This is a genomic window from Terracoccus sp. 273MFTsu3.1, assembly GCF_000383675.1.
Classification (GTDB): domain Bacteria; phylum Actinomycetota; class Actinomycetes; order Actinomycetales; family Dermatophilaceae; genus Terrabacter.
Genome location: NZ_KB911822.1, coordinates 441406 through 461970, shown reverse-complemented (window position 1 = coordinate 461970; position 20565 = coordinate 441406). Strand labels below are relative to the sequence as shown.

The 20565-nt window shown below is 73.0% G+C and carries 24 protein-coding genes; all 24 read right to left on the bottom strand.

Annotated elements, in window-relative coordinates; all coding sequences use genetic code 11:
• Positions 1 to 38 precede the first annotated feature (38 nt).
• The 24 genes from H283_RS26700 to flgB all read right to left on the bottom strand — a co-directional run bounded on the left by H283_RS26700 (position 39) and on the right by flgB (position 20558).
• Positions 39 to 938, bottom strand: coding sequence for a hypothetical protein (locus H283_RS26700; protein WP_020143857.1), 900 nt, complete (start codon positions 936 to 938; stop codon positions 39 to 41).
• Positions 916 to 2967: a flagellar biosynthesis protein FlhA gene (locus H283_RS0112440; RefSeq protein WP_020143856.1), complete on the bottom strand. Its 2052-nt coding sequence runs from the start codon at positions 2965 to 2967 to the stop codon at positions 916 to 918. Before H283_RS0112440 ends, H283_RS26700 begins: the two co-directional genes overlap by 23 nt.
• Entirely contained in the window at positions 2964 to 4094 is a 1131-nt protein-coding gene (locus H283_RS25020) for a flagellar biosynthesis protein FlhB (RefSeq protein ID WP_020143855.1), read from the bottom strand. The genes H283_RS0112440 and H283_RS25020 overlap by 4 nt, the downstream gene beginning before the upstream one ends.
• A complete protein-coding gene (locus tag H283_RS0112430) occupies positions 4094 to 4852 on the bottom strand; it encodes a flagellar biosynthetic protein FliR (RefSeq protein ID WP_020143854.1) in 759 nt (252 codons plus the stop codon). Before H283_RS0112430 ends, H283_RS25020 begins: the two co-directional genes overlap by 1 nt.
• A gap of 6 nt (positions 4853 to 4858) precedes the next feature.
• Positions 4859 to 5134: a flagellar biosynthesis protein FliQ gene (gene fliQ, locus H283_RS0112425; RefSeq protein ID WP_020143853.1), complete on the bottom strand. Its 276-nt coding sequence runs from the start codon at positions 5132 to 5134 to the stop codon at positions 4859 to 4861.
• Positions 5131 to 6012 carry a flagellar type III secretion system pore protein FliP gene (fliP, locus tag H283_RS0112420; protein WP_231372274.1) on the bottom strand — a complete coding sequence of 294 codons (882 nt, stop codon included), beginning with the start codon at positions 6010 to 6012 and terminating at the stop codon, positions 5131 to 5133. The genes fliQ and fliP overlap by 4 nt, the downstream gene beginning before the upstream one ends.
• A 50-nt stretch (positions 6013 to 6062) precedes the next feature.
• On the bottom strand, positions 6063 to 6602 hold the full coding sequence (fliO, locus tag H283_RS26695) for a flagellar biosynthetic protein FliO (RefSeq protein ID WP_020143851.1): 540 nt from the start codon (positions 6600 to 6602) through the stop codon (positions 6063 to 6065).
• On the bottom strand, positions 6603 to 7304 hold the full coding sequence (gene fliN, locus H283_RS0112410) for a flagellar motor switch protein FliN (protein ID WP_020143850.1): 702 nt from the start codon (positions 7302 to 7304) through the stop codon (positions 6603 to 6605). It lies immediately after the preceding gene.
• Positions 7301 to 8281, bottom strand: a complete 981-nt coding sequence (locus H283_RS0112405; RefSeq protein ID WP_231372273.1) for a flagellar motor switch protein FliM — start codon at positions 8279 to 8281, stop codon at positions 7301 to 7303. The genes fliN and H283_RS0112405 overlap by 4 nt, the downstream gene beginning before the upstream one ends.
• Positions 8282 to 8334: 53 nt before the next feature.
• Positions 8335 to 9132: a flagellar motor protein MotB gene (locus H283_RS0112400; protein ID WP_020143848.1), complete on the bottom strand. Its 798-nt coding sequence runs from the start codon at positions 9130 to 9132 to the stop codon at positions 8335 to 8337.
• A complete protein-coding gene (locus H283_RS0112395) occupies positions 9129 to 9944 on the bottom strand; it encodes a motility protein A (RefSeq protein ID WP_020143847.1) in 816 nt (271 codons plus the stop codon). The genes H283_RS0112400 and H283_RS0112395 overlap by 4 nt, the downstream gene beginning before the upstream one ends.
• A 9-nt stretch (positions 9945 to 9953) precedes the next feature.
• Positions 9954 to 10226 (bottom strand): flagellar FlbD family protein, encoded by a 273-nt coding sequence (locus H283_RS25010; RefSeq protein WP_020143846.1) that lies wholly within the window; start codon positions 10224 to 10226, stop codon positions 9954 to 9956.
• Between the two features lie 74 nt (positions 10227 to 10300).
• Positions 10301 to 11476 (bottom strand): flagellar hook protein FlgE, encoded by a 1176-nt coding sequence (locus H283_RS0112385; RefSeq protein ID WP_020143845.1) that lies wholly within the window; start codon positions 11474 to 11476, stop codon positions 10301 to 10303.
• A 58-nt stretch (positions 11477 to 11534) separates the two neighbouring features.
• Positions 11535 to 11951 carry a flagellar hook assembly protein FlgD gene (locus H283_RS0112380; protein WP_020143844.1) on the bottom strand — a complete coding sequence of 139 codons (417 nt, stop codon included), beginning with the start codon at positions 11949 to 11951 and terminating at the stop codon, positions 11535 to 11537.
• A 13-nt stretch (positions 11952 to 11964) separates the two neighbouring features.
• Positions 11965 to 12882, bottom strand: a complete 918-nt coding sequence (locus H283_RS0112375; RefSeq protein ID WP_156023151.1) for a flagellar hook-length control protein FliK — start codon at positions 12880 to 12882, stop codon at positions 11965 to 11967.
• 494 nt (positions 12883 to 13376) lie between these two features.
• Positions 13377 to 14546, bottom strand: coding sequence for a C40 family peptidase (locus H283_RS27745; protein WP_156023150.1), 1170 nt, complete (start codon positions 14544 to 14546; stop codon positions 13377 to 13379).
• Complete coding sequence (locus tag H283_RS0112365; RefSeq protein ID WP_020143842.1) at positions 14543 to 14977, bottom strand: hypothetical protein; 435 nt, start codon at positions 14975 to 14977, stop codon at positions 14543 to 14545. The genes H283_RS27745 and H283_RS0112365 overlap by 4 nt, the downstream gene beginning before the upstream one ends.
• Positions 14974 to 16281 carry a FliI/YscN family ATPase gene (locus tag H283_RS0112360; RefSeq protein ID WP_020143841.1) on the bottom strand — a complete coding sequence of 436 codons (1308 nt, stop codon included), beginning with the start codon at positions 16279 to 16281 and terminating at the stop codon, positions 14974 to 14976. Before H283_RS0112360 ends, H283_RS0112365 begins: the two co-directional genes overlap by 4 nt.
• Positions 16278 to 16892: a FliH/SctL family protein gene (locus H283_RS25000; RefSeq protein WP_020143840.1), complete on the bottom strand. Its 615-nt coding sequence runs from the start codon at positions 16890 to 16892 to the stop codon at positions 16278 to 16280. The genes H283_RS0112360 and H283_RS25000 overlap by 4 nt, the downstream gene beginning before the upstream one ends.
• The gene (gene fliG / locus H283_RS0112350; protein WP_020143839.1) at positions 16882 to 17901 is read right to left on the bottom strand and encodes a flagellar motor switch protein FliG; all 1020 of its coding nucleotides are present in this window, start codon (positions 17899 to 17901) and stop codon (positions 16882 to 16884) included. Before fliG ends, H283_RS25000 begins: the two co-directional genes overlap by 11 nt.
• Positions 17898 to 19523: a flagellar basal-body MS-ring/collar protein FliF gene (gene fliF, locus H283_RS0112345; protein WP_020143838.1), complete on the bottom strand. Its 1626-nt coding sequence runs from the start codon at positions 19521 to 19523 to the stop codon at positions 17898 to 17900. Before fliF ends, fliG begins: the two co-directional genes overlap by 4 nt.
• The gene (fliE, locus tag H283_RS0112340; RefSeq protein ID WP_020143837.1) at positions 19523 to 19825 is read right to left on the bottom strand and encodes a flagellar hook-basal body complex protein FliE; all 303 of its coding nucleotides are present in this window, start codon (positions 19823 to 19825) and stop codon (positions 19523 to 19525) included. The genes fliF and fliE overlap by 1 nt, the downstream gene beginning before the upstream one ends.
• The gene (gene flgC, locus H283_RS0112335) at positions 19822 to 20217 is read right to left on the bottom strand and encodes a flagellar basal body rod protein FlgC (RefSeq protein ID WP_020143836.1); all 396 of its coding nucleotides are present in this window, start codon (positions 20215 to 20217) and stop codon (positions 19822 to 19824) included. Before flgC ends, fliE begins: the two co-directional genes overlap by 4 nt.
• Complete coding sequence (flgB, locus tag H283_RS0112330; protein ID WP_020143835.1) at positions 20217 to 20558, bottom strand: flagellar basal body rod protein FlgB; 342 nt, start codon at positions 20556 to 20558, stop codon at positions 20217 to 20219. The genes flgC and flgB overlap by 1 nt, the downstream gene beginning before the upstream one ends.
• Positions 20559 to 20565 lie beyond the last annotated feature (7 nt).

The following is a 20565-nucleotide window of genomic DNA, read 5'->3' as shown; positions in this document are numbered from 1 at the left end:
CCTTCCGTGGGTTGCGGGTGGTCGGTCATCGACTCCGCTCAGAGCACCGTCCGTGGCGCGGGCTGCCCGTCCAGCCAGCCTAGGGGAAGGCCCAGTCGGTTCACGGTGTGCGCGGTCCGCGAGTCGCCGGCCCCGACCACCGCGAGCGCGTCGACACGGACAGCCTTGCGCACCATGGAGACCCACTCGTGCGTCTCGTCCGGCTTGTGCCTCGCGTCCACGACGAGCCACACCTGGTCGGCGCCGAGCCCCGACACGTCCGCAAGGTGCGGCAGCCCCGCGGTCGGCGACCCGAGGGCGTATGCCGTGAGCACCGTCGCGCTCGCCTCGACCGCGAGCGCCCGCGCCTCGGCCACGTCCCAACGGCTGTCGAGGCGGGGGCAGTCAGAGGGAGCGTCGGGGTCGTCCGCGCCGGCGAGGTGCAGCGCGAAGCCCCCGCCGGGCGTCCCTGCGAGCGCGCGGACCATCGAGGAGGCCACCACCCGGGCCGAGTCGCCGAGGCCGAGCACGACGACGAGGTCGCCGGGCGAGCACAGGGGTACAGGGACGCCGCGTCCGGTGCGCTCCTCGCCGAGCCGGGCCAGCAGGTCGGTCACGGCTGGGGACTGCGTCGACACCGGCTCGCTCGGACGGGGCGGCGGGTGCGCTGCATCCCGGCCGTTGGCGTCGTCCTCCGCACGGTCGGCGCTCTCGAGCAGGGCGAGGATGCCGGCCCGGTCGCCGAGCACATGGACGCCCGCGCGAGGCGGGCTCACGGGGACGTACGCGTCCGGCACCTCCACCGTCACCTCCAGGTGGCGCCGGCCGAGAAAACCTGCGACGCCGGGGTCGAGGACCTTCTCGGCGCGCACGATCCGCGCGCCGCTGCCGTAGAGCGCGGTCGCCTCCCGGGCGAGCTCGTCGAGGCTGCGCCCCTCAAGCAGGAACTGCTGAGCCAACGCGCACCACCCCGACGGTCTCGATCGTCACGTCGGCCGACGTGACCTCGGCATAGGACAGGACGGGAACTCCGCGCGGGGCCGGGGGCACGAGCTTGCGCATCGCCGGGCGCAGGACGGGGGCGCAGACGAGAACTGCGGACCTGCCCGACGCCTCCGCGGCCGCGACGGCCGAGCTGAGCGAGGTCATGACGGCGTCGAGGCGCGTGGGGTCGACGACGAGCTGGGTGCCGCCCTCGGCGGGGCGGAGGTCCTGGACGAGGCCCTGCTCGAGCGTGGGCTCGATCGTGATGACCGGGAGGTGACCCTGGTCGGCGAAGCGGGCCACGAGGGCCGGGCCGAGGGCGGCGCGCGCCGCCTCGACGAGCGACTCGGCGTCGGCACCGGCCTTGGCCCGCAGCGTCAGGGCCTCGTAGATCCGGGTGAGGTCGTTGATCGGGACCTGCTCGGCGAGGAGCCCCTGGAGCACCCGGTGGAGCTCGGCGAGCGAGAGGATCGCCGGCGTCAGCTCGTCGACGGTCGCCGGGCTCACCGACCTCACGCCCTCGGTGAGGACGCGGACGTCCTCACGCGAGAGCAGGCGTGCGGCGTGCGCGCCGACGATGGACGACAGGTGGGTCACGAGGACGCTCACGCGGTCGATGAGCGTGGCCCCCGTCAGCTCGGCGCTGTGCCGCAGCTCGGCCGGCACCCACTTGCCGGCCAGCCCGAAGACGGGCTCGATGACGGCAGAGCCCGGCAGGGCGTCGAGGGACTCCCCCAGGGCGAGCAGCTTGCCCGGCGGGGCGATGCCCCGGCCGGCCTCGACGCCGGCGACCCGCACGGCATACGTCGAGGGGGGCAGGTCGACGCTGTCGCGGGTACGGACCGGCGGGATGACGATGCCGAGGTCCATCGCGACGGTGTGTCGCAGCGCCTTGACCCGGCTCAGGAGGTCGTCGGGAGAGGCACTGACGAGGTCGACGAGATCGGGCGCGAGCAGGATCTCGAGCGGGTGGACCCGCATCTTCTCGAGGATGGCCCGGTTCGGGTCCGCCTCGCCGCCCTCGGCGTCGGCGTCCCCCGAGCCGTCGCCGCCGGACGACCCGCCTGCACCGGCGGGGCGGACCCGCCTCGAGGCGAGGACGAGGAGGCCACCCACCGCGAGGAACGGCAGGGGCGGCATACCGGGCAGGAGAGCCATGACGATGGACGCGCACCCGGCGACGAGCAGAGCCGTCCTGGACTGGGAGAGCTGGACCGAGGCGCTGCGCCCGAGGTCGGCCTCGGCGTTCGACCGGGTGACGATCATGCCGGTCGAGACCGCCATGAGCAGCGCCGGGATCTGTGTCACGAGCCCGTCACCCACGGTGAGGAGGCTGTAGGTGTTGACGGCGTCGGAGAGCGACAGTCCGCGCTGCACCATGCCGACCCCGATGCCGCCCACGACGTTGACGACGATGATGACGATGCCGGCGATCGCGTCGCCCTTGACGAACTTCGAGGCGCCGTCCATCGCGCCGTAGAAGTCGGCCTCGGCGGCGACCTGTGCGCGGCGCTCGCGCGCGACGACGTCGGTGACGAGCCCGGCGTTGAGGTCGGCGTCGATAGCCATCTGCTTGCCCGGCATGGCGTCGAGGGTGAACCGTGCGCCGACCTCGGCGACGCGCTCGGCGCCCTTCGTCACGACGACGAACTGGATGACGACGAGGATGACGAAGACGACGACGCCGATGATGAGCGACCCGCCCACGGTGACCTTGCCGAACGCCTCGATGACGTGACCCGCGAAACCCTCGCCGAGCACGAGCCGGGTCGAGGCGACGTTGAGGCCGAGGCGGAAGAGCGTCGCGACGAGCAGCAGCGAGGGGAACACCGAGAAGTCGAGGGGCTTCGTGACGAACATGCTCGTCAGCAGGATGACGAGCGCCAGGGCGATGTTGCAGACGATGAGGACGTCGAGCAGGCCGGCGGGGATCGGCACGACGAGCAGCAGCACGATGCCGACGATGCCGAGCGGCACGGCGAACCGGGCGAGGTCACGGTTCACGAGAGCCCTCCTGGGGTGGGTGACGTGGTTGAGGTGGAGGCCGCGGCGGCCGGCCGCCTGGGCACGGTGTGGACCCCGGCGGCCGCGCCGCGGGCCCGGAGCGCCATGACGAACGCGAGCACGCCCGCCACGGCGGTGTAGAGCTCGACCGGGATCTCCTGCCCGATCTCGCACCCCGCGTGCAGCGCGCGGGCGAGCGGGACGTCGCGCACCATCGGCACCCGCTTGTCCTCCGCCTCGGCGCGGATCCGGGCCGCGATCGTGCCGGCGCCCTTGGCCACGACGCGCGGTGCGGACCGACCCGGGTCGTAGGCCAGGGCGACGGCGACGTGGGTCGGGTTGAGCAGGACGACGTCCGCGGAGGCGACCGACGCGATCATCCGGTTGCGCGACATGGACAGCTGCCGCGAGCGGCGGTGCTGGCGCAGCAGGGGGTCGCCCTCGCTCGTCTTGTGCTCGTCCTTGACCTCGCGCTTCGTCATCCGGGTGCGGCCGCGGTTGCGGCGCATGACGACCGCGACGTCGGCGAAGGCGAGCACGAGGCCTGCGACGACGGCGAAGCGCAGCAGGGAGGCCGCGCCGTCACCGGTCTCGGCGATGAGGCCCGAGACCGGCAGCCCACCGGCCGTGAGGAGCACGGGCACGAGGTCCTGCACCACCATCCAGAGCACGGCCCCGACGACCGCCGTCTTGGCGAGGGCCTTGGCCCCGCCCCACAGGGCCTGCTTGCCGAGCATCCGGCCGAGGCCCTTGACGAGGTCGAAGTGCTCGAAGGACGGGGAGAAGCGCTTGACGTGCACGCCGCCCTGGATCACGCCCCCGGCGACGACACCGACGAAGACGGCGGCTGCGAGCGGGAGCAGGGTCCACCCGATCGAGCTCAGGCCCTCGCCCAGCGCGGCGACGGCCCGGCCTGCGTCCGGGTCCTCCGTCACGGATCGGAGGGTCATGAGCTGGCGCGCACTGGCGTCGGCTCCGCGCGAGATCGTCACGGGGATCATGACCGCGCCGAGTCCGACCGCGAGCCAGGCGGTGAGGTCCTGGGACTTGGACAGCTGGCCCTTGGAGCGGACCTCCTTCATCCGCTTGTCGGTGGCCTGCTCGGTGCGTTCACCCGCGTCGGACATCAGGCCACCCCCAGGAGCAGGCGTGCGGCGTCGTGGGCGAGCGCGGACACGACGCGGGGGATGGCGAGGAACATGACACCCGCGAGGCCGAGGGTGATGAGGATCTTGAGCGGGAAGCCGAGCTGGAAGGCGTTGAGGGCCGGGGCGACCCGGGTCAGGAGCCCGAGCCCGACGTCGGCGAGGAAGAGGACGGCCATGAGCGGCCCTGCGATCTGGACGGCGGACACGAACATGCCCGTCACCCCGGAGACCATCGCCTCCACGGGGCGGGCGAGGTCGATGCCACCCCCGAGCGGGATCGGGCCGACGGTGCCCGTGAGCCCGCCGATGACGAGCTGGTAGCCGTCGGTGCTGAAGAGCAGGGCGAGGGCGGCCATCTGTGTCAGGCGGGTGAACTGCGCGCCGTTGACCATGCTCTGCGGGTCATAGCCCTGAGCCAGCTGGAAGCCGCCGGCGAGGTCGATGAGCGAGCCGGCAGACTGCAGTGCGGCGAAGACGAGGTAGACGAGGAAGCCGAGGACGAGGCCGGTGACGAGCTCGAGGACGAGGCCCGTCACGAAGGCCGCGTCGCCGCGGCTCGTGTAGGCCGCCCCCGCCCTGGCCGAGACCGCGAGGCCGAGACCGACACCGAGCATCGCCTTGATCCGGGCCGGAAACGCCTTGTGCGAGAACGGTGGTGCGACGAAGAGGAACGCCGTCATCCGGACGACCGCCAGCAGTGTCGCCTCGGCCCAGGCCTGGTCGATGGGGATCCGCATGACGCCTCAGGCCGCGCCGAGCAGGCTCGGGATCCGGGCGAAGAGGTCCTGGGTGAAGGACACCATCTCGGCGATCATCCAGTGCCCAGACACGGCGAGCGCGATGGCGACGGCCACGGCCTTCGGGACGAACGAGAGCGTCACCTCCTGGAGCTGGGTGATCGACTGGACGAGCGAGACGGCGAGACCCACGACGAGCGAGGTGATGAGGACGGGGGCCGACAGCTTGGCCGCCGCGGCGAGGGCCTGGACGCAGATGTCGAGGACGGCGGAGGCGTTCACGTCGCTCCCCCGGCATAGCTCTGGACGAGCGAGGTGATGATGAGCCCCCACCCGTCGACGAGGATGAAGAGCAGCACCTTGAACGGCAGCGAGACCATGACCGGCGGCAGCATCATCATGCCCATCGACATCAGGGCCGACGACACGACGAGGTCGATGACGAGGAACGGTATGAAGATGACGAAGCCGATGATGAAGGCGGCGCGCAGCTCGGAGATCATGAACGCCGGGATGAGGGTCTGCAGCGGCGTCGCAGCCGGGGTGGCCGGGTTCGCGATGCCGGCGGCCCGGGTCATGAGGGCGATGTCCTCCTGACGCGTGTGGGCGAGCATGAAGCCGGACAGCGGCTTGGCTCCGGCCGCGAGGGCCGCTCCGAAGTCGATGTCGCCGCTGAGGTAGGGCTGGACGGCGAGCGTGTTCACGTGACTCAGCACCGGCCACATGATGAAGAGGGACAGGAAGAGCGTCAGTCCGGCGAGCACCTGGTTCGGCGGGACCGACGCCAGCCCGAGGGCGTTTCGCGTCATGGCCAGGACGACGAAGATCTTCGTGAACGACGTCATCATGAGCAGCAGCGCCGGCGCCACCGACAGCAGGCTGATCCCGATGAGGGTGACGACCGCCGACGAGGGCGCGTTGTCCGGCGTGTTGATCTGCAGGTCGATCCCGCCGCCCTTGGTGGCCGTCCGCGAGGGGGTCGTGGGGGTGGGCGCCGGCGTGGGTTCCTGGGGCAGGGCCGGCGCCGCAGCGGGCACGGCCGGCGCGGCAGCGGGCACCGCACCACGGGAAGCGGGCAGCTCGGTGGCGTGTCCTGAGGACGCCACCGCCAGCAGGAGCGCGAACGTCGCGAGCACGGTCAGCAGCGCGAGCGAGAGCACGCGACGCAGACGACCGTGGGAGCACCGGAGGGACTCTCCGACGGGCGGCGTCACGACCGCCGACCGGACCGGAGCGCGTCGGCCGCGAGGCGCCACGTGGCCGGCTCGAGGATCGACCCCGTGGGCCGGGTGCCGGCGGCGCCCTGCGCCTCGGTCTGCTTCCGCAGCTCCGCCTCGAAGGACGCCTTGCGGACCGACCGGCGCGTCGCCATGGCCGGGTCGGCCGACGACGTCGCCTGTGTCGCAAGCGTGCCCGGGTCCCCGGGCACCGCGTCGTGGGTGGGGTCGGGGACGGCGCCGGGCACCGAGGGCGGGGCGGTCAGCTCGAGACCCGACTCCGCCACCGGGACGTCCGCCGTGTGCAGGACGCTGATGCCGTGCTCGGTGACGCCGAGCAGGAAGCGCTTGCCGTCGGTGTCGACGAGCACGACCGACGCCTTGGGGCCGACCGTCTGTCGCGCCACGACGCTGAGCAGCTTGGCGCGCAGGCCCGGGTTGCCCGCGCGCAGGCGGTGCTGGATGAGCCACATGAGCCCGAACACCGCGCCGAGCGACACGAGGACCCGGAGGCCCAGGATGAGCGAGTCCATTCAGGGCCGGGCCTCGGCGGTGTCGAGGATCCGTGAGATGCGCACGGCGTAGTCCTGGTCGACGACGACGACCTCGCCGACGGCGATCCGACGACCGTTGAGCAGGACGTCTACAGGGGCGCCGGCGGACCGGTCGAGCTCGACGACGGTGCCGGGCTCCATCGACAGCGCCTCGCGGACGCTCATGCGGGTGCGGCCGATCTCGACGGTCAGCGCCATCTCGACGTCCTGGATGCGCCGGAGCCGCCCGTCGAACGATGCCGACCCGACGTGCGAGGCGTTGCCGGCGACGGCGTGCCGACGGACGGCGAGCCACCCGAAGGGTGCGCTCCCGTCCGAGATCTCGAAGAGGGCCGTGCCGTCCGGGTCGGTCAGCAGCCCCGCAGGGTCGCCGTCGACGAGCTGTCCCAGGACGCCCGGGCCGAGGGCGGCAGCCGCGCGCTCGAACGCCGGGCGCAGCACGACCGTCGCGGACGCGGACGGGTCACCGCCCGCCTCGCCGACGAAGCCGGGGTCGAGCACGACCAGCACGAGCTCGGCCGGCTCCGGCCCGACGTGGGAGGCGGACAGGACGGCAGCGTCGGAGAGCCCGGCCAGGCCGGCCAGCGCCTCCGGCCCGACCTGCCCCAGGACGCGCAGACCCGGGACGGGGAGCGAGGCGACGAGGTGCTCGGCGGCAGAGGCGAGGGTTGCGGTGCTCACGGACGGTTCTCCTGGGTCGGGACGGATGCGTCGGAAACCATGGCCGGCCGACGACGCTGCGGTGACGCGTCGTCCGCGAGCTCCCCCGGCGTCGGGTGCACGAGCGAGACGATGCGGGCGGCGGCACGGGCCCCCGCGCGTACGACCATCGCCCGGGCGAGGTCCTGACCGCCCACGGTGACGACGAACGGCTCGCGCGAGTGGTGCGGCAGCGACAGGGTGTCGCCGACCGCGAGGGCGAGGACCTGCTCGGGGGTGACGGAGACGGGCGCGAGACGCACGGCGACCTCGACCGGGACCTGGGCGACCTGCTCGCGCGTCAGCGCGGCGGCGTTGTCGCTGCTGGCCACCGGGTTGACGGCGCCGAGCTGCGGCAGCAGCGTGTCGGCCGGGATCGCGAACGTCACGGCCGACGTGGTCTCGCCCACCTGCAGGCCGCACGTCACGACGACCATGAGGTCAGAGGTCGCGGCAGCCTGGGCGAACTGCGAGTTGTACTGGATCGACTCGACGCGGGCCTCGGCGGGCAGGAGCGGCCCGAGCGAGTACGCGAGGACGTCGAGGGCCTCCTCGACGAGAGCCTTGACGAGGGCGTGCTCGATCGGGGTCAGCTTGCGTTCGAGCCCGGCCTTGTCCGAGCTGCCGCCGAGCATCCGCGCCACCCAGCCGAGGGCCGCGGGCGTCGGGAACTGGACGACCATCTTCGCGGGGGTGTCGCCGAGCACGCAGCGGACCATGCACGTCACCGTCGGCAGCGACGCGACGTACTCGTCGTACGTCTGCACGACGACCGACTCGGTCGTCGCGGTCGACTTGGTGCGCACCTTGGCGGTCAGCTGGGTGCCCCACTGGCGGGCGAAGGAGTCGAAGGCGGCCTCGAGGACGCGGCTGTGCTCACGGGCCAGCGTCGTCGGACGCCGGAAGTCGTATGCCTCCACGGCCAGCTCCGCGGTCGCCCCGACGTCGTGCACAGTCACGAGGCCCACTATCGGCAGCCGAGGTGATCCCGTTAGGGCGGGGACGGTCCGGCTCAGGAGTGACCGACGCGCGCCTTGAGCGCTTCGGGGATCAGGGCGCGGACCTTCTCCGGCTGGTCGGAGAGCACGACGATGTCGACGCGCCGGTTCTGGCGGTAGTCCGCCGCGGTCGTCCCCGTGCTCGCAGGTCGTGAGGAGCCGTAGCCGGTGGCGCCGATACGCGGCCCGGGCATGCCGCCCCGCTCGACCATGTAGCGCGCCACCTTCGTGGCCCGCTCGGCCGACAGCTCCCAGACGGACGGGAAGGCGGTGATGAGGTTCGCCGCGTGACCCTCGACCGACACCTGCAGGCGGGTCCCGACGATGACCGGTGTGATGGCCCGCATGATCCGGTACGCGCGCGGGGTCAGGGTGACGCTGTCCGGGCTGAAGAAGGTCTGCGACCCCACGAGCCGCACCGTGAGGCCACGCTGGTCGATGTGGAACTGCACGTCCTTCTCGAGGCCCTCGACGGCGAGGCGCCTGCTCATCTGCTCGGCCAGGGCCGTGAACTTGCGGACGTCCTTGACGGCGAGCGCGAGGTCGGCGAAGCCCTCCTTGTCCTTGCTCGCCGCCTTCGGCGGGACGACGGTCCCCGACGCCGTGTCGATCTTCTGGCTGATCGTCGTGCCGAAACCGGTGGCGAGGGAGTTGCGCAGCTTCTCGAACCGGTTCTTGTCGACCGTCGACATCGCGTAGAGCACGACGAAGAGGCAGAAGAGGACGGTGATCATGTCCATGTAGGACACGGCCCACCTCTCGTCGACGTGGAACTCCTCGGGAGGCTTGCGGGAGCGGCGGCGGCGGCTCATGCGGCGGCCGGCGCCTTCTCACCGTCGTCGGCGCCCTTGCCCTTGGTCCTGCCCTTGTCCGTGGCGCCGGCCTCGGCGACCATGGCGCGGAGGCGGTCGGCGAGCAGGAGCGGCTGCGCGCCGCCCTGGACGGCGAGCACTCCCTCCATGACGAGGTTCATGCGCTCGACCTCGAGCTCGCTGAGGCGCTTGATGCGCGCCGAGATCGGCAGCCAGATGAAGTTCGCCGACAGCAGGCCCCAGAGCGTCGCGACGAAGGCACTCGCGATCATCGGCCCGAGCTCGTCCGGGGAGGAGAGGTTCTCGAGCACGTGGGTGAGCGACACGACGGTGCCGATGATCCCGATGGTCGGGGCGTAGCCGCCGAGGGCGGCGAAGAACTTCGAGTCCGCGTGGTCGACCCGCGCCTTCGTCGCGATCTGGTCCTCCATGAGGACGCGCAGCTCCTCGGCGTCCGTGCCGTCCGCGACGTTCTGAAGTGCGCCCGACAGGAACGGGTCCTTCGAGTCGCTCGCCTCGGCCTCGAGGGCGAGCAGCCCCTCCGCGCGGGCCTTCTCGGCGAGGGAGATGATTCCGGCGATGCTGTCCGAGGGCTTGGGCGCCTTGCCGAGGAAGGCGCGGGGCACGGCCTTGAAGGCGCGCAGGGTGTCCTTGACGGTGTTGCCGGCCAGGCCCACGGCGATGGTCGCCCCGAAGACGAGGATCATCGGCGGCGGCAGCAGGAGCGAGGAGATGTGCGAGCCCTCGAGGGTCACGATCGCGACCACGGACCCGAACGCGAGCACGAGGCCGATGATGAGTGAGGGGTCCATCGGTGCTCCTCAGTGCTCGGTGGGCCGCAGGGGCGTGGGTGACGGGGCAGCCCTGAGGACGCTCGGCTGGGGAAGGTCCCCGGCGGTGAGGGACTGCGCCGCGGCGATGACGAGTGCGCGGAAGTCGGCGATGAGGGCGATGATCTGGGGCAGGCTCTCGCGCACGACGTACGTGGCTCCCCCGACCATGACGAGCGTCGTGTCCGGGTTCTCCTGGACGCGCTCGATGAGATCGGGGTTCACCGCGAAGCGTGACCCGTTCAGACGGGTGACTGCGATCATGGGGCCCTTTCGGGGGGCGGGGCTGCTCCTCGCCTCCGCCCCCCTCTATCGGCAGGACGCCGACGGGCGTTAGGTCACCGCTTGAGGTCGACGAGCTCCTGGAGCACCTGGTCGGAGGTCGTGATGATGCGGGCGTTCGCCTGGAAGCCGCGCTGGGCGACGATGAGGTTGGTGAACTCCTGCGAGAGGTCGACGTTGCTCATCTCGAGGGCGCCACCGACGAGCGAGCCGAAGCCCGCGTCGCCGGCCTGGCCGATCTGGGGGCCACCGGAGTTCGCCGTGCTCGAGTAGGACGAGTCACCGGCCTTCTCGAGGCCCTCGGGATTGGTGAAGCGTGCCAGTGCGACCCGACCGACGGTCTGACGGACGCCGTTGCTGAAGGCGCCGACGAGCGATCCGTCGGCACCGAGGCTGAACGCCTCGAGGTTGCCGGCCTTGTAGCCGTCCTGGCCCGTCGCGGCGACCGTCGCGCTGCCCGCGTAGCCGCTGACGGCACCGAGGTCGACGCTGATGCCGCCGACCGTCACCGAGCCGGGCGTCGACTGCTTGCCGTCGACGAAGGTCAGGCTGCCGGTACCGGTGGCCCCGGACGCGTCGGCCGCCGAGACGTTCCAGCCTGCGGCGGTGCGCGTGAAGGTCATCGAGAGGCTGCGGGCGACACCGCTCGCGTCGTAGACCTGGATGTCGCGCTGCAGCGAGGTGCCGGCCGCCGCGTCCGACGGCAGGTTGCCGCTGACGGAGACGCTCGTCGTCGCCCTGGCGGGCATCGTCGTCGTCGGGGTGAGCAGGAGGTCGGTGGTCGGGCCGCCGGTGTTGACCCGCCCGGAGGCGTCGCCGAGCCAACCCTGGAGGATGCCGCCGTCGGGGCCGACGAGATGACCCGAGGCGTCCAGCCCGAACGAGCCCGCGCGGGTGAAGTACTGCTGGCCGCCCTTGTTCGTGACGAAGAACCCGTCACCGGAGATCATCATGTCGGTGGCCTTGCCCGTCGTCTGGGCGGAGCCCTGCGTGAAGCTCGTCGTCACGCCGGCGACGCGCACGCCGAGGCCGATCTGCGCGGGGTTGGTGCCGCCCGTGAGCCCCTGGGGCCCGGAGGCGCCCTGCGTCAGCTGCGACAGGGTGTCCTGGAACTGGGTCGAGGAACCCTTGAAGCCGGTCGTGTTGACGTTGGCGATGTTGTTGCCGGTGACGTCGAGCATGGTCTGGTGGGCGCGCAGGCCCGAGATGCCGGAGTACAGCGAGCGGAGCATGGTGACTGCCTTTCTGGGGAGCGGATGGTGCGATGCGGGTGGGGTCGGGGCGCCGCGCTCAGGCGCCGGCGATCCCGGTGATCGAGCCGAGCGGGAGGATGGCCGAGCCGACGGTGACGGTGGGCGTCGACCCCGTGTAGGCGACCGAGGAGACCTCGCCGCTGCCGGCCGCGCCGTCCGCACCGAGGTAGGTGACCGTGCGCCCGAGCAGGGCGGCGGCCGCGGCGCGTTGCTGGGTCTGGAGGCCCTGCGCGCCGTCGGAGGCCAGCTGGCTCAGCTTCTCCATCATGGCCAGCTGCGTCGACTGGCCGATCATGGCGTTGGTGTCCATGGGCGAGCTCGGGTCCTGGTTCTTCAGCTGCGTCACGAGCAGGTTCATGAAGACGTCGGCGTCCATGGTCTGCTTCGGGGTGCGGGTGGGCGCGCCGGACGTGAGGCTCGTCGAGCCGACGGGACCGATGGGGGTCGTGGTCATGGGACTCCTTCTGTCAGGCGATGACGTCGAGCCGGGCGGACGACGAGAGGTGGGACAACGCGTCGGCGGTGTCCGGGGCAGGGTTCGCGACGGGCCCTCGCGCGGTGGGAGGTGCCGCGCGCGGACGGTCCCGAGGCGCACCGCCGCCCGAGTCGGCCTGGCCGGGCTGACCGTGCTGGCCCGGCTGGCCCGGCTGGCCCGGCTGGCCGTGGTGCGTCGACGGGTCGGGCAGCGGCGCCCCCCGGGCGGACAGGTCGAGGCTCGCGCCCAACCCGCTGGCCGCGAGGTCACGCCGCAGGTCGGCGAGGACCGCGTGCACGGCGGCCCGCCCGACGTCGGTCGGGCTGAACAGCTCGATCCGTATGCCGTCCGCCCCGATGTGCGCCTGCACGGTGACCGGACCGAGATGCTCCGGAGACACCCGGACGGTGAGGACGTGGTGGCCCGGTGCTTCCGCCGCGAGACCGATCACCGGCCCCGACAGCTGCGCGGCGAAGGGCGTCGTGGGGACGTGCGCGGGCATCGCGGAGCCCGTCGGGGCGGCGGCGGGTGTTGAACTCACCGAGAATGGCGGCGGCGCGACGACCGCCGGCACGGGCGTCGCGGCCCCTCCCGCGGCCCCTCCCGTCGCTGCTCCCGTCGCTGCTCCCGTCGCGGCGGCTCCCCTCGCGGGTCCCGCGGCCTGCACCTCGCGAGACAGCCCACCGGGTGACCCGCCGACGCCGCCGGCCGACGCATCGCGCAAGGTCGGCGCCGCGCCGGGCGCGACCTCGACCGCCGCGGACGAGGTCGTCGCACTCGCGGTGGTCGTGACCGGGGTCGTCGGCACCGGAGTCGTCGTGGCCGTCGACGCCGGGGCCACGGCGGCCGGCGCCCAGCCCCCGGGAGCAGGGACACCCGTCAGTGCGGCCGACCCGGTGCCCGGGGACATCCCCGGAGACGATGCCGGAGCCACCCCCGGTCCGGCACCGGGCGAGGTCGACCCGTCGCCGAGCGTGGCGCGAGGAGCAGGGACGTGCGTCGACGGGGCGGACACCGAAGCCGCAGCTGAGGCGGCGAGCGCCGTCACGTCGCAGGCGGTTGGCGTCGGGGCGGTCGCGACGGCGGAGGGGGCGTCCACGGTGGGATCGGCGTCCTCGTCGGCGGCGTCCCGCATACCGGATCGGGTGTCTCCGATGATCACTCCGGCGCCGAGTCCGCTTGTCACCACAGCGTTTCCGGCTGTCTCTGCGTCTGGAAGGCCTGCTGCCGACGGTGGTTCGCCGACCGGACCCACGGCTGCCGCGGGCGCGGCCATCGCCGAGGAGAGGAGCGACACGAAGGCGTCGGCTCCGGTCGCGCCGCCCCGCGGCGGACCTCCCGACCCACCGGCGTTCGCCGACGTGGACGCCGACGCCGGGGCCCGGGTGGGGACGTTCGCGGCCATCATGCCCGTGCCCCGTACAGCTCGGCGACGACCTGGCGGGCCGTGCCCTCCCACTTCGCGTAGGCGTGGGGGTACGCCGAGCGCTGGACCGCCTGGTCGGCCGCGGACACCGACATCGTCTGCCAGCCGGGGATCGCGGTCAGCCGGTCGAGGAACATGCGCGTGGACCTCCGCGGGTCCATGGCGTCGGCGACGGTGCCCCACGAGAACCGGTCGCCGTGCACCTGCTGCTGGTAGAGCCCGACGGAGTAGCCGTCGGTGCCGCGAGCCGAGACGTCGGGTGCGAGCTCGCGCGAGCCGGGCACCTTAGGGTTCCAGTACATCCGGAGCGACGACTCCTGCAGGGCCGTCGAGATCGCGTTGACGGCCGCCTGCGCCGGCAGGCCGCGGGCCCGCACCTCGTCGACGATGACCTGCGCGTAGTGGCGCTGGGACGCGTCGAGGCGCGCGGTGGCCGGCCCGACAGCCGCGGCCGAGACCGCGGAGGCGCCTGCTGCAGCCACGCCGGACGTCTCGGGGACGATGCGGCGGATCGCGGTGAGGTTGCCGCGCAGCTCCCATGCGTCTCGCACCTGGATCGTGCGCCCCGGCATCGGCGCGTCGATGGCCTTGCCGCCGCCGAGGTAGATCGCGATGTGACCGCCACCGTGGCTGATGAGCAGGTCGCCGACCCGGGCCTGGCCCATCGACGCGACGGGCGTGCCGTGCTTCATCTGCTGCGACACGACCCGCGGCAGCTCGATGCCGACGTCCTTGAAGACGCGCTGGACGAAGCCGGAGCAGTCCATGCCCTTGGCCGGGTCGGTGCCGCCCCAGACGTACGGGACACCGACGTAGCGCTTGGCGGCGGTGGCAACCTGCTCCCCGGACACACCGCCACCCGACGCGGCTCCCGAGACGGCCGGCGAGGCCACGGCGGCCCCCGCACCGGTCAGGCCGAGCGTGCCGAGGCCCCCGAGGGCGTCGGCCGCGCCTGGAGTGTCCCCGCTGCCGAGCGCGGCGGCGAGGGTGTCGGCGAACGCGGTCCCTCCGGACGGGGTCGCAGTGGTGGCCGCCGCGGCGACGCGCGTGGCCGCGAGCGCCGACGCCGTGCGCGCGGACACGCCGTCGAAGCGCGTCAGCGTGCTCTCGATCTGCTGGATGCGACCCAGCGACTCCGTGAAGGTCACTGCGCCTCCCCCAGCCGGCTCCGGGTGTGGGCCGTCGATCCGAGCTCGTCGAGCACGACCTGCTCGGCGGCGAGGTCGGCGGCGTGGACGGCCTCGCCGTGCCGGGCCTCGAGCTTCTCGAGCCCGAGCGTCCGTCCTCGGGCGACGGTGAAGCCCGCCTGTGCGCTGTCGCGCTCGTCCGCGGCGGTGGCCGTCAGCGCCCGGAGCTCGGTGAGCCTCGCCAGCGAGGACGCTCGGGCTGCCGCGACGGCCTGGAGCTCGTGGATGGTGTCGACCTCCGCCCGGATCGCCGCAGCATCGGCAAGGGCTCGGTCGGTGCGGGCGACGAGGGTGGCGTGGCGGGCGGTCGCGGCGCCGTAGACGGCTCCGGCCTGCTCCTCCTCGAGGCGTCGCAGGCGCAGCAGCCCGGCGAGGGAGAACGGTGCGGTCATCGTGGCCCCCCGAGGGTCGTCGTGAGTCGGGCGAGAAGGTCCCAGGCGTCGTCGGCGGAGGTCCGCTCGTCGAGCGACTGGGTCAGGAACGCCTCGATGGGACCCGCCTGGTCGAGGGCGGCGTCGACGAGCGGGTTCGCCCCTCGCGAGTAGGCCCCGACGTCGATGAGGTCCTGGGCGGAGCGACGGGCGGCGAGCACTCGGCGCAGCGTCGTCGCCGACGCGGTCCGCTCGGGCGGGTTGACCTTCGTGGCGACACGGGAGATCGAGCCGAGCACGTCGATGGGCGGGTAGTGGCCCATGACCGCGAGCTTGCGGTCGAGGACGACATGGCCGTCGAGGATCGATCGTGCCGTGTCGGCGACGGGCTCGTTGTGGTCGTCGCCGTCGACGAGGACGGTGTAGATCCCGGTCACCGAGCCGGAGCGGTCCGTGCCGGCCCGCTCGAGGAGCCGGGCCAGGACGGCGAACGCCGACGGCGGGTAGCCGCGGGTCGCCGGTGACTCCCCGGCCGAGAGCCCGATCTCCCTCTGCGCCATGGCAACTCGGGTCAGGGAGTCCATCATGAGCAGCACGTGCGCGCCGGTGGCCCGGAACGACTCGGCGATGCTCGTCGCTGTGTCACCGGCGCGCAGGCGCACGAGGGCCGGCTCGTCGGAGGTCGCGACGACGACGACCGAGCGGGCCAGCCCCTCGGGCCCGAGGTCGTCCTCGAGGAACTCCCTGACCTCACGGCCGCGCTCGCCGACGAGCGCGATGACGCAGACCTCGGCGTCGCTCCCCCGCGCCACCATCGACAGCAGGGACGACTTGCCGACCCCCGACCCGGCGAAGAGGCCGAGTCGCTGGCCACGCCCGAGCGTCGCGAGGGTGTCGAGGGCGCGCACGCCCGTCGCGAGGGGCGTGTCGATGCGGGCGCGGTCCATCGGCGACGGGGCGCGGTCGGCGGGACGGACCGAAGGAGTCTGCAGCGGGCCTCGGCCGTCGATGGGACGCCCGAGCCCGTCGAGGACGCGACCGAGCAGGGCCCGGCCGGTCGGCACCCGCGGCCCGCCGCGCACGGCGCGAGCAGGCTGTCCGACGCGCAGGCCCGCGACCGGCCCGAGCGGCATGCAGGTGAGCGTCCCGCGCGACGTGGCGACGACCTCCGCGCGAGTGGGCACGCCTGTGGCCGAGGCCATCTCGACGTGGTCGCCGACGGCACACGAGAGTCCCGCCACCTCGAGCGCGAGCCCGCGGACCGCAGCCACGGTCCCGAGACGCTCCGGCGACGCCGCTGCGACCACCTCGTCGAGACCGATCACGGGTGGGCCTCCGCCACCACGGACCGGGCCCGCTCGAGGGCGGTCCCGACGCGGGCGTCGAGCTCGCCGTCGGGGTAGACCGCGACGGCGTCACCGGGCGCGAGGGCGGTGTCGGCCACGAGCGACACCGTCGGCGCACCACTCGCGTCGGTCGCGGACGAGACGTGGGCGAGGTCGTCCGGGTGCAGCCGCACGGCGACGACCGCCGAGGCGTCCGGCCCGGAGAGCGCCCGGGCCAGAGCGGCCCGAGCAGCGTGCGGGGCGTCGGACAGCTCGCTGCCGACGACGGCCTCCGCCAGGACGAGGGCGGCCGAGACGAGCTGCGCGTCGACCTCCTCGAGGACGGGCGTCGTACGCGTCGCGAGCGCGCGGGCGGCCGCGTCGAGGACCGCGACGGCCCGGTCGGTGCGCGCCTGGCCGGCGCGGAGCGCGGCAGCGTGCTCCGCCGTCCGCTCGACCTCGCGCGCGGCGACGTCGGCGGCTGCGCGACGCAACCCCGCGGCATACCCTGCGGCGTGGCCGCGCGTGTAGCCCTCGGCCTCGCCGTTGAGGTCGACAGCGGGGAAGACGACGGCCTCGACGGCCGTGGCCGACGAGACGTCAGTAGACAAGGTCGTCCTCCTCGCTGCGGCGCAGCGTGATCGTGCCGGCCTCCTCGAGGTCGCGGATCGAACGGACGATGTCGGCCCGGGCCTCCTCGACCTCCGAGGCTCGCACCGGCCCGAGGGCGGCGAGCTCCGACTCGAGGATCTCCTTGTTGCGGTCCGAGATGTTGCCGACGATGGTGTCGTGGACCGCGGGCGATGCACCCTTCATGGCCCGTGCCAGGACCGCCGCGTCGAGGCCGCGCAGGACGAGCTGGACGTCCTTGCGCTCGAGCTTGACGATGTCGGCGAAGGTCAGCATCTTCGAGCGGACCTCCTCGGCGAGGGCGGGGTCCCGCTCGGCCAGGCCGTCGAGGACGGCCCGTTCGGTGGCGACGTCGGAGCGGTTGATGATGTCGACGAGGGGCTGGATGCCGCCGAGGGCTCGCTGTTGTCGCAGCCCGGGCGTCATGGCTGCACCGGTGCGGGCCCGGAGGTTGTCGGCGACGACGCGGACGGCCTCGGGCGTCGCCGCGCCCATCGTCGCGAGGGCGTGGGCCGCGTCGGCGGCGCGGGCCGGGCCCAGGCCGGCGATGACGTGCGACGCCCGCTCGGGGTGCAGGTGGGCGAGGACGAGGGCGATCGTCTCGGGCAGCTCGCCGTCGAGGAGGGTCAACAGCTGCGGCGGGTCGACGGTCTCGAGGAAGTCGTAGGACTGGCCGGCCATCGTCGAGGCGAGACGGTCCATGACGCCGGCGGCCCGGTTGGGGCCGAACGACGACTCGAGCAGGCCGGCCGCGAAGTCGCGTCCGCCGAGGGTGGTCCGGCGTCCGGAGACGGCGAGCTCGTGGAACTCGGCGATGACCTCCTCCGAGACGCTGGGGTCGACCCGGCTCAGCCGCACGATCTCGGCAGCGACGTCCTCGGCCTCGGAGTCGCTGAAGTGAGCCATGACCGCCGCCGCGCTCTCCGGCCCCATCTGCATGAGGACGATGGCGACCTTCTGGGTGCCGGTCAGCTGGGTGGTCGTGCTCATACCGACTGCCGCTCGTCCATGAGGCCGCGCAGCAGCTCTGCCGTCTTGAGCGGCTCGGTGGCACCGAGCCGGCTGACCTGGGCCCGGCGCAGCTCCGCATCGGCGGCGTCCTCGCTCGGCCCGGGCAGCTCGGGCACCGCACCGATGCCCGGTGAGACCGGGGCGGCGGGGAGGCGCACCGTGTCGGGGCCGGCGGTGACGGAGGGCAGGGGCGCCTGGTCGTCGACGACGACGAGGTCGCCGATGAGCTCGACCGGCTCGCGGACGGCGCGGCGGCGGGCCCGCAGCCACAGCACGACCAGCGCGATCGCGATGAGCAGCACCACCCCGGCCCAGACGAGCGTCGTCAGGAGCTGTTGACCCGAGCGCGCCTCGTCGGCGGCCTGCTGCGCTGCGAGGGCCGCCTTGGCCTGGTCGGCGGCGGCCGTGCTGAACGGCATGACCTGCATCGAGAGCACGTCGCCGCGCTTGGTGTCGATGCCGGCGGCGGCCGACACGAGGTCGGTGAGCTCCTGGATGTTGAGGTTGCGGGTGGCCGACGCGTTGACGGCCACCGAGACGGACTGCCGCTTGAGGGCACCGGAGGGGATGGTGCGCTCCTCGGTGACCTTGTTGACGGCGTTGTCCCGCGTGTCCTTGGTCGAGTCGTAGGTGCCGTTGCCGCCCGCTCCGCCCGGCACGGCGATGTTGTCCGGCCCGAGCACCCCGGAGCCGTTGCCCGACCCGGTCCCCCGGTACTTCTCCGTGGTCGTCGACTGGCTGAGCGGCAGCACGCCGGTGGCTCCGGCGAACGTCTCCGAGGTCTGCTGCGCCGAGTTCTTGTCGATCTCGGGGGTCACCGCGACGGTGGCGTTCCCGGGGCCGAGGACCTTGTCGAGGACCGCCTGGACCGACGCCTGCGTGCGCAGCTGGTACTCGGTGGCCTGCTTGGCACCCGAGCCGCCCGTCCCGAGGCCCACGGACGACAGGACGGTGCCCTGGGCGTCGACGACCGACACGTTGGCGGGCTTGAGGTCCGGCACGGCTGCCGCCGTCAGGTGCACGACGGCCTCGACCTTGTCGGCCGACAGCGTCTGGCCCGGCAGCGCCTGGACGAAGACCGACGCCGTCGGCTCCCCCTGCTGCGAGGTGAAGACGGTCTTCTCGGGGATCGCGAGCTGGACCGACGCGGTCTGGACCCCCTCGAGGTGGGCGATGGTCGTCGCCAGCTCGCCCTCGATGGCCCGCTTGTAGGTGACGTTCTGCTGGAAGTCCGACGACGTCACGCCCATCTTGTCGAGGAGCGAGTAGCCGGACGCCGGTGCGGCCGGGAGCCCCGCGGCCGCGGCCTTGAGCCGCTCGTCGTAGACGTTCTCCTGCGGGACGAGGACCGTCGAGCCGCCGTCGGCGAGCTGGTAGGGCACGTTGTCCTTGCCGAGCTGCTGCACGACGGCACTCGCGTCGGCACTCGCCAGACCGGTGAAGAGGGGGCTGTAGCTCGGCTTCGTCGCCCACGTCGTGAGCGCGACCGCGCCGAGGGCGAGGATCGCGAGACCGATGACGGCGACGGTGCGCTGGCCGACGGTGAAGGCCTTGACGGTGGCGCCGAGCCGCTGCGCCGCCGATGACAGGAACGGGGGCATCAGGCCTGCATCCTCATGATCTCGTTGAAGGCGTCGATGCCCTTGTTGCGCACTGCGGCCGCGACCTCGAGGGTCACCTGGGCCCGGGTCGCCGCGATGACGGCGCTGTGGATGTCGTCGAGGTTGCCGGTGACGGCCTGGACCGCGAGCTGGTTCGACGTGGACTGCAGCTGCTGGAGGTCGTCGACGGCCCCGGTGAGGCTCTGGGCGAAGTCGCCGCCCGTGCCCGTCGCGCCCTGGGCCGCCGGGCTCGCGACGGCGCCGATGGCCGGACCGACCGGACCGATCGGCGCGATGCTCACGAGGACCTGCCGATCTGGAGCGCGGACTCGTACATCGTGCGCGCCCGGTCGACGACCTGCGCGTTCGCCTGGTAGCCGCGCTGGGCCATGATGAGCGACCCCATCTGCTCGCTGAGGTCGATGTCGGGGTAGCGCACGTAGCCCTCCGCGTCGGCGAGCGGGTTGTCCGGCTCGAAGACGAGCCGGCCCGCCGCGTCGCCCTCGCGGACACCGGCGACGTAGACGCCGGACGTGCCCGGGCCGGCCTGCGCCTCGATGTAGCGAGCCCGGAACGCGGGCCCGCTCGTCGGCGCGGCCGTGTTGGCGTTGGCGAGGTTGTCGGCGATGGCGTCGAGCCACTTGCGGTGCACCGTGAGGGACGTCCCGGCGATCCCGATCGCGTCGAAGGTCATCAGCTCGTCCTCAAGGCCGAGCGCAGGCCGGTGAACTGCGCGTTGAGGGCCTGCGTCGCGAACTGGAACCGCAGCACCGTGTCGATGTTCGACATCGTCTCCGTGTCGAGGTTGACGTTGTTGCCGTTGGTCCGGGTCGGCTCGGCGGACAGGGAGGTCGTCGCCGTGGCGCGCCCGTCACCGTCCTGCACCGAGGCGGCGAGCGCCTCCTCGAACTGGACCCGCTGGGCGTGGTAGCCGGGCGTGTTGACGTTGGCGATGTTGTCCGCGATGGCGCGCTGCCGACGGGAAAGACCGTCGAGGGCACTGGTGAGCGCGGCGGACGTCACGGAATCGAGCACACTTCTC

Bases quoted from the DNA above. Each gene is read 5' to 3' on its own strand.
- fliG (WP_020143839.1), bottom strand. From the start codon at position 17,901: ATGAGCACGACCACCCAGCTGACCGGCACCCAGAAGGTCGCCATCGTC.
- H283_RS0112365 (WP_020143842.1), bottom strand. From the start codon at position 14,977: ATGACCGCACCGTTCTCCCTCGCCGGGCTGCTGCGCCTGCGACGCCTC.
- flgC (WP_020143836.1), bottom strand. From the start codon at position 20,217: ATGACCTTCGACGCGATCGGGATCGCCGGGACGTCCCTCACGGTGCAC.
- fliO (WP_020143851.1), bottom strand. From the start codon at position 6,602: ATGGACTCGCTCATCCTGGGCCTCCGGGTCCTCGTGTCGCTCGGCGCG.
- H283_RS25020 (WP_020143855.1), bottom strand. From the start codon at position 4,094: ATGTCCGACGCGGGTGAACGCACCGAGCAGGCCACCGACAAGCGGATG.
- H283_RS0112395 (WP_020143847.1), bottom strand. From the start codon at position 9,944: ATGGACCCCTCACTCATCATCGGCCTCGTGCTCGCGTTCGGGTCCGTG.
- H283_RS0112430 (WP_020143854.1), bottom strand. From the start codon at position 4,852: ATGCGGATCCCCATCGACCAGGCCTGGGCCGAGGCGACACTGCTGGCG.
- H283_RS0112375 (WP_156023151.1), bottom strand. From the start codon at position 12,882: ATGTCCCCGGGCACCGGGTCGGCCGCACTGACGGGTGTCCCTGCTCCC.
- fliF (WP_020143838.1), bottom strand. From the start codon at position 19,523: ATGCCCCCGTTCCTGTCATCGGCGGCGCAGCGGCTCGGCGCCACCGTC.
- H283_RS0112380 (WP_020143844.1), bottom strand. From the start codon at position 11,951: ATGACCACGACCCCCATCGGTCCCGTCGGCTCGACGAGCCTCACGTCC.
- H283_RS0112385 (WP_020143845.1), bottom strand. From the start codon at position 11,476: ATGCTCCGCTCGCTGTACTCCGGCATCTCGGGCCTGCGCGCCCACCAG.
- H283_RS0112400 (WP_020143848.1), bottom strand. From the start codon at position 9,132: ATGAGCCGCCGCCGCCGCTCCCGCAAGCCTCCCGAGGAGTTCCACGTC.
- H283_RS25010 (WP_020143846.1), bottom strand. From the start codon at position 10,226: ATGATCGCAGTCACCCGTCTGAACGGGTCACGCTTCGCGGTGAACCCC.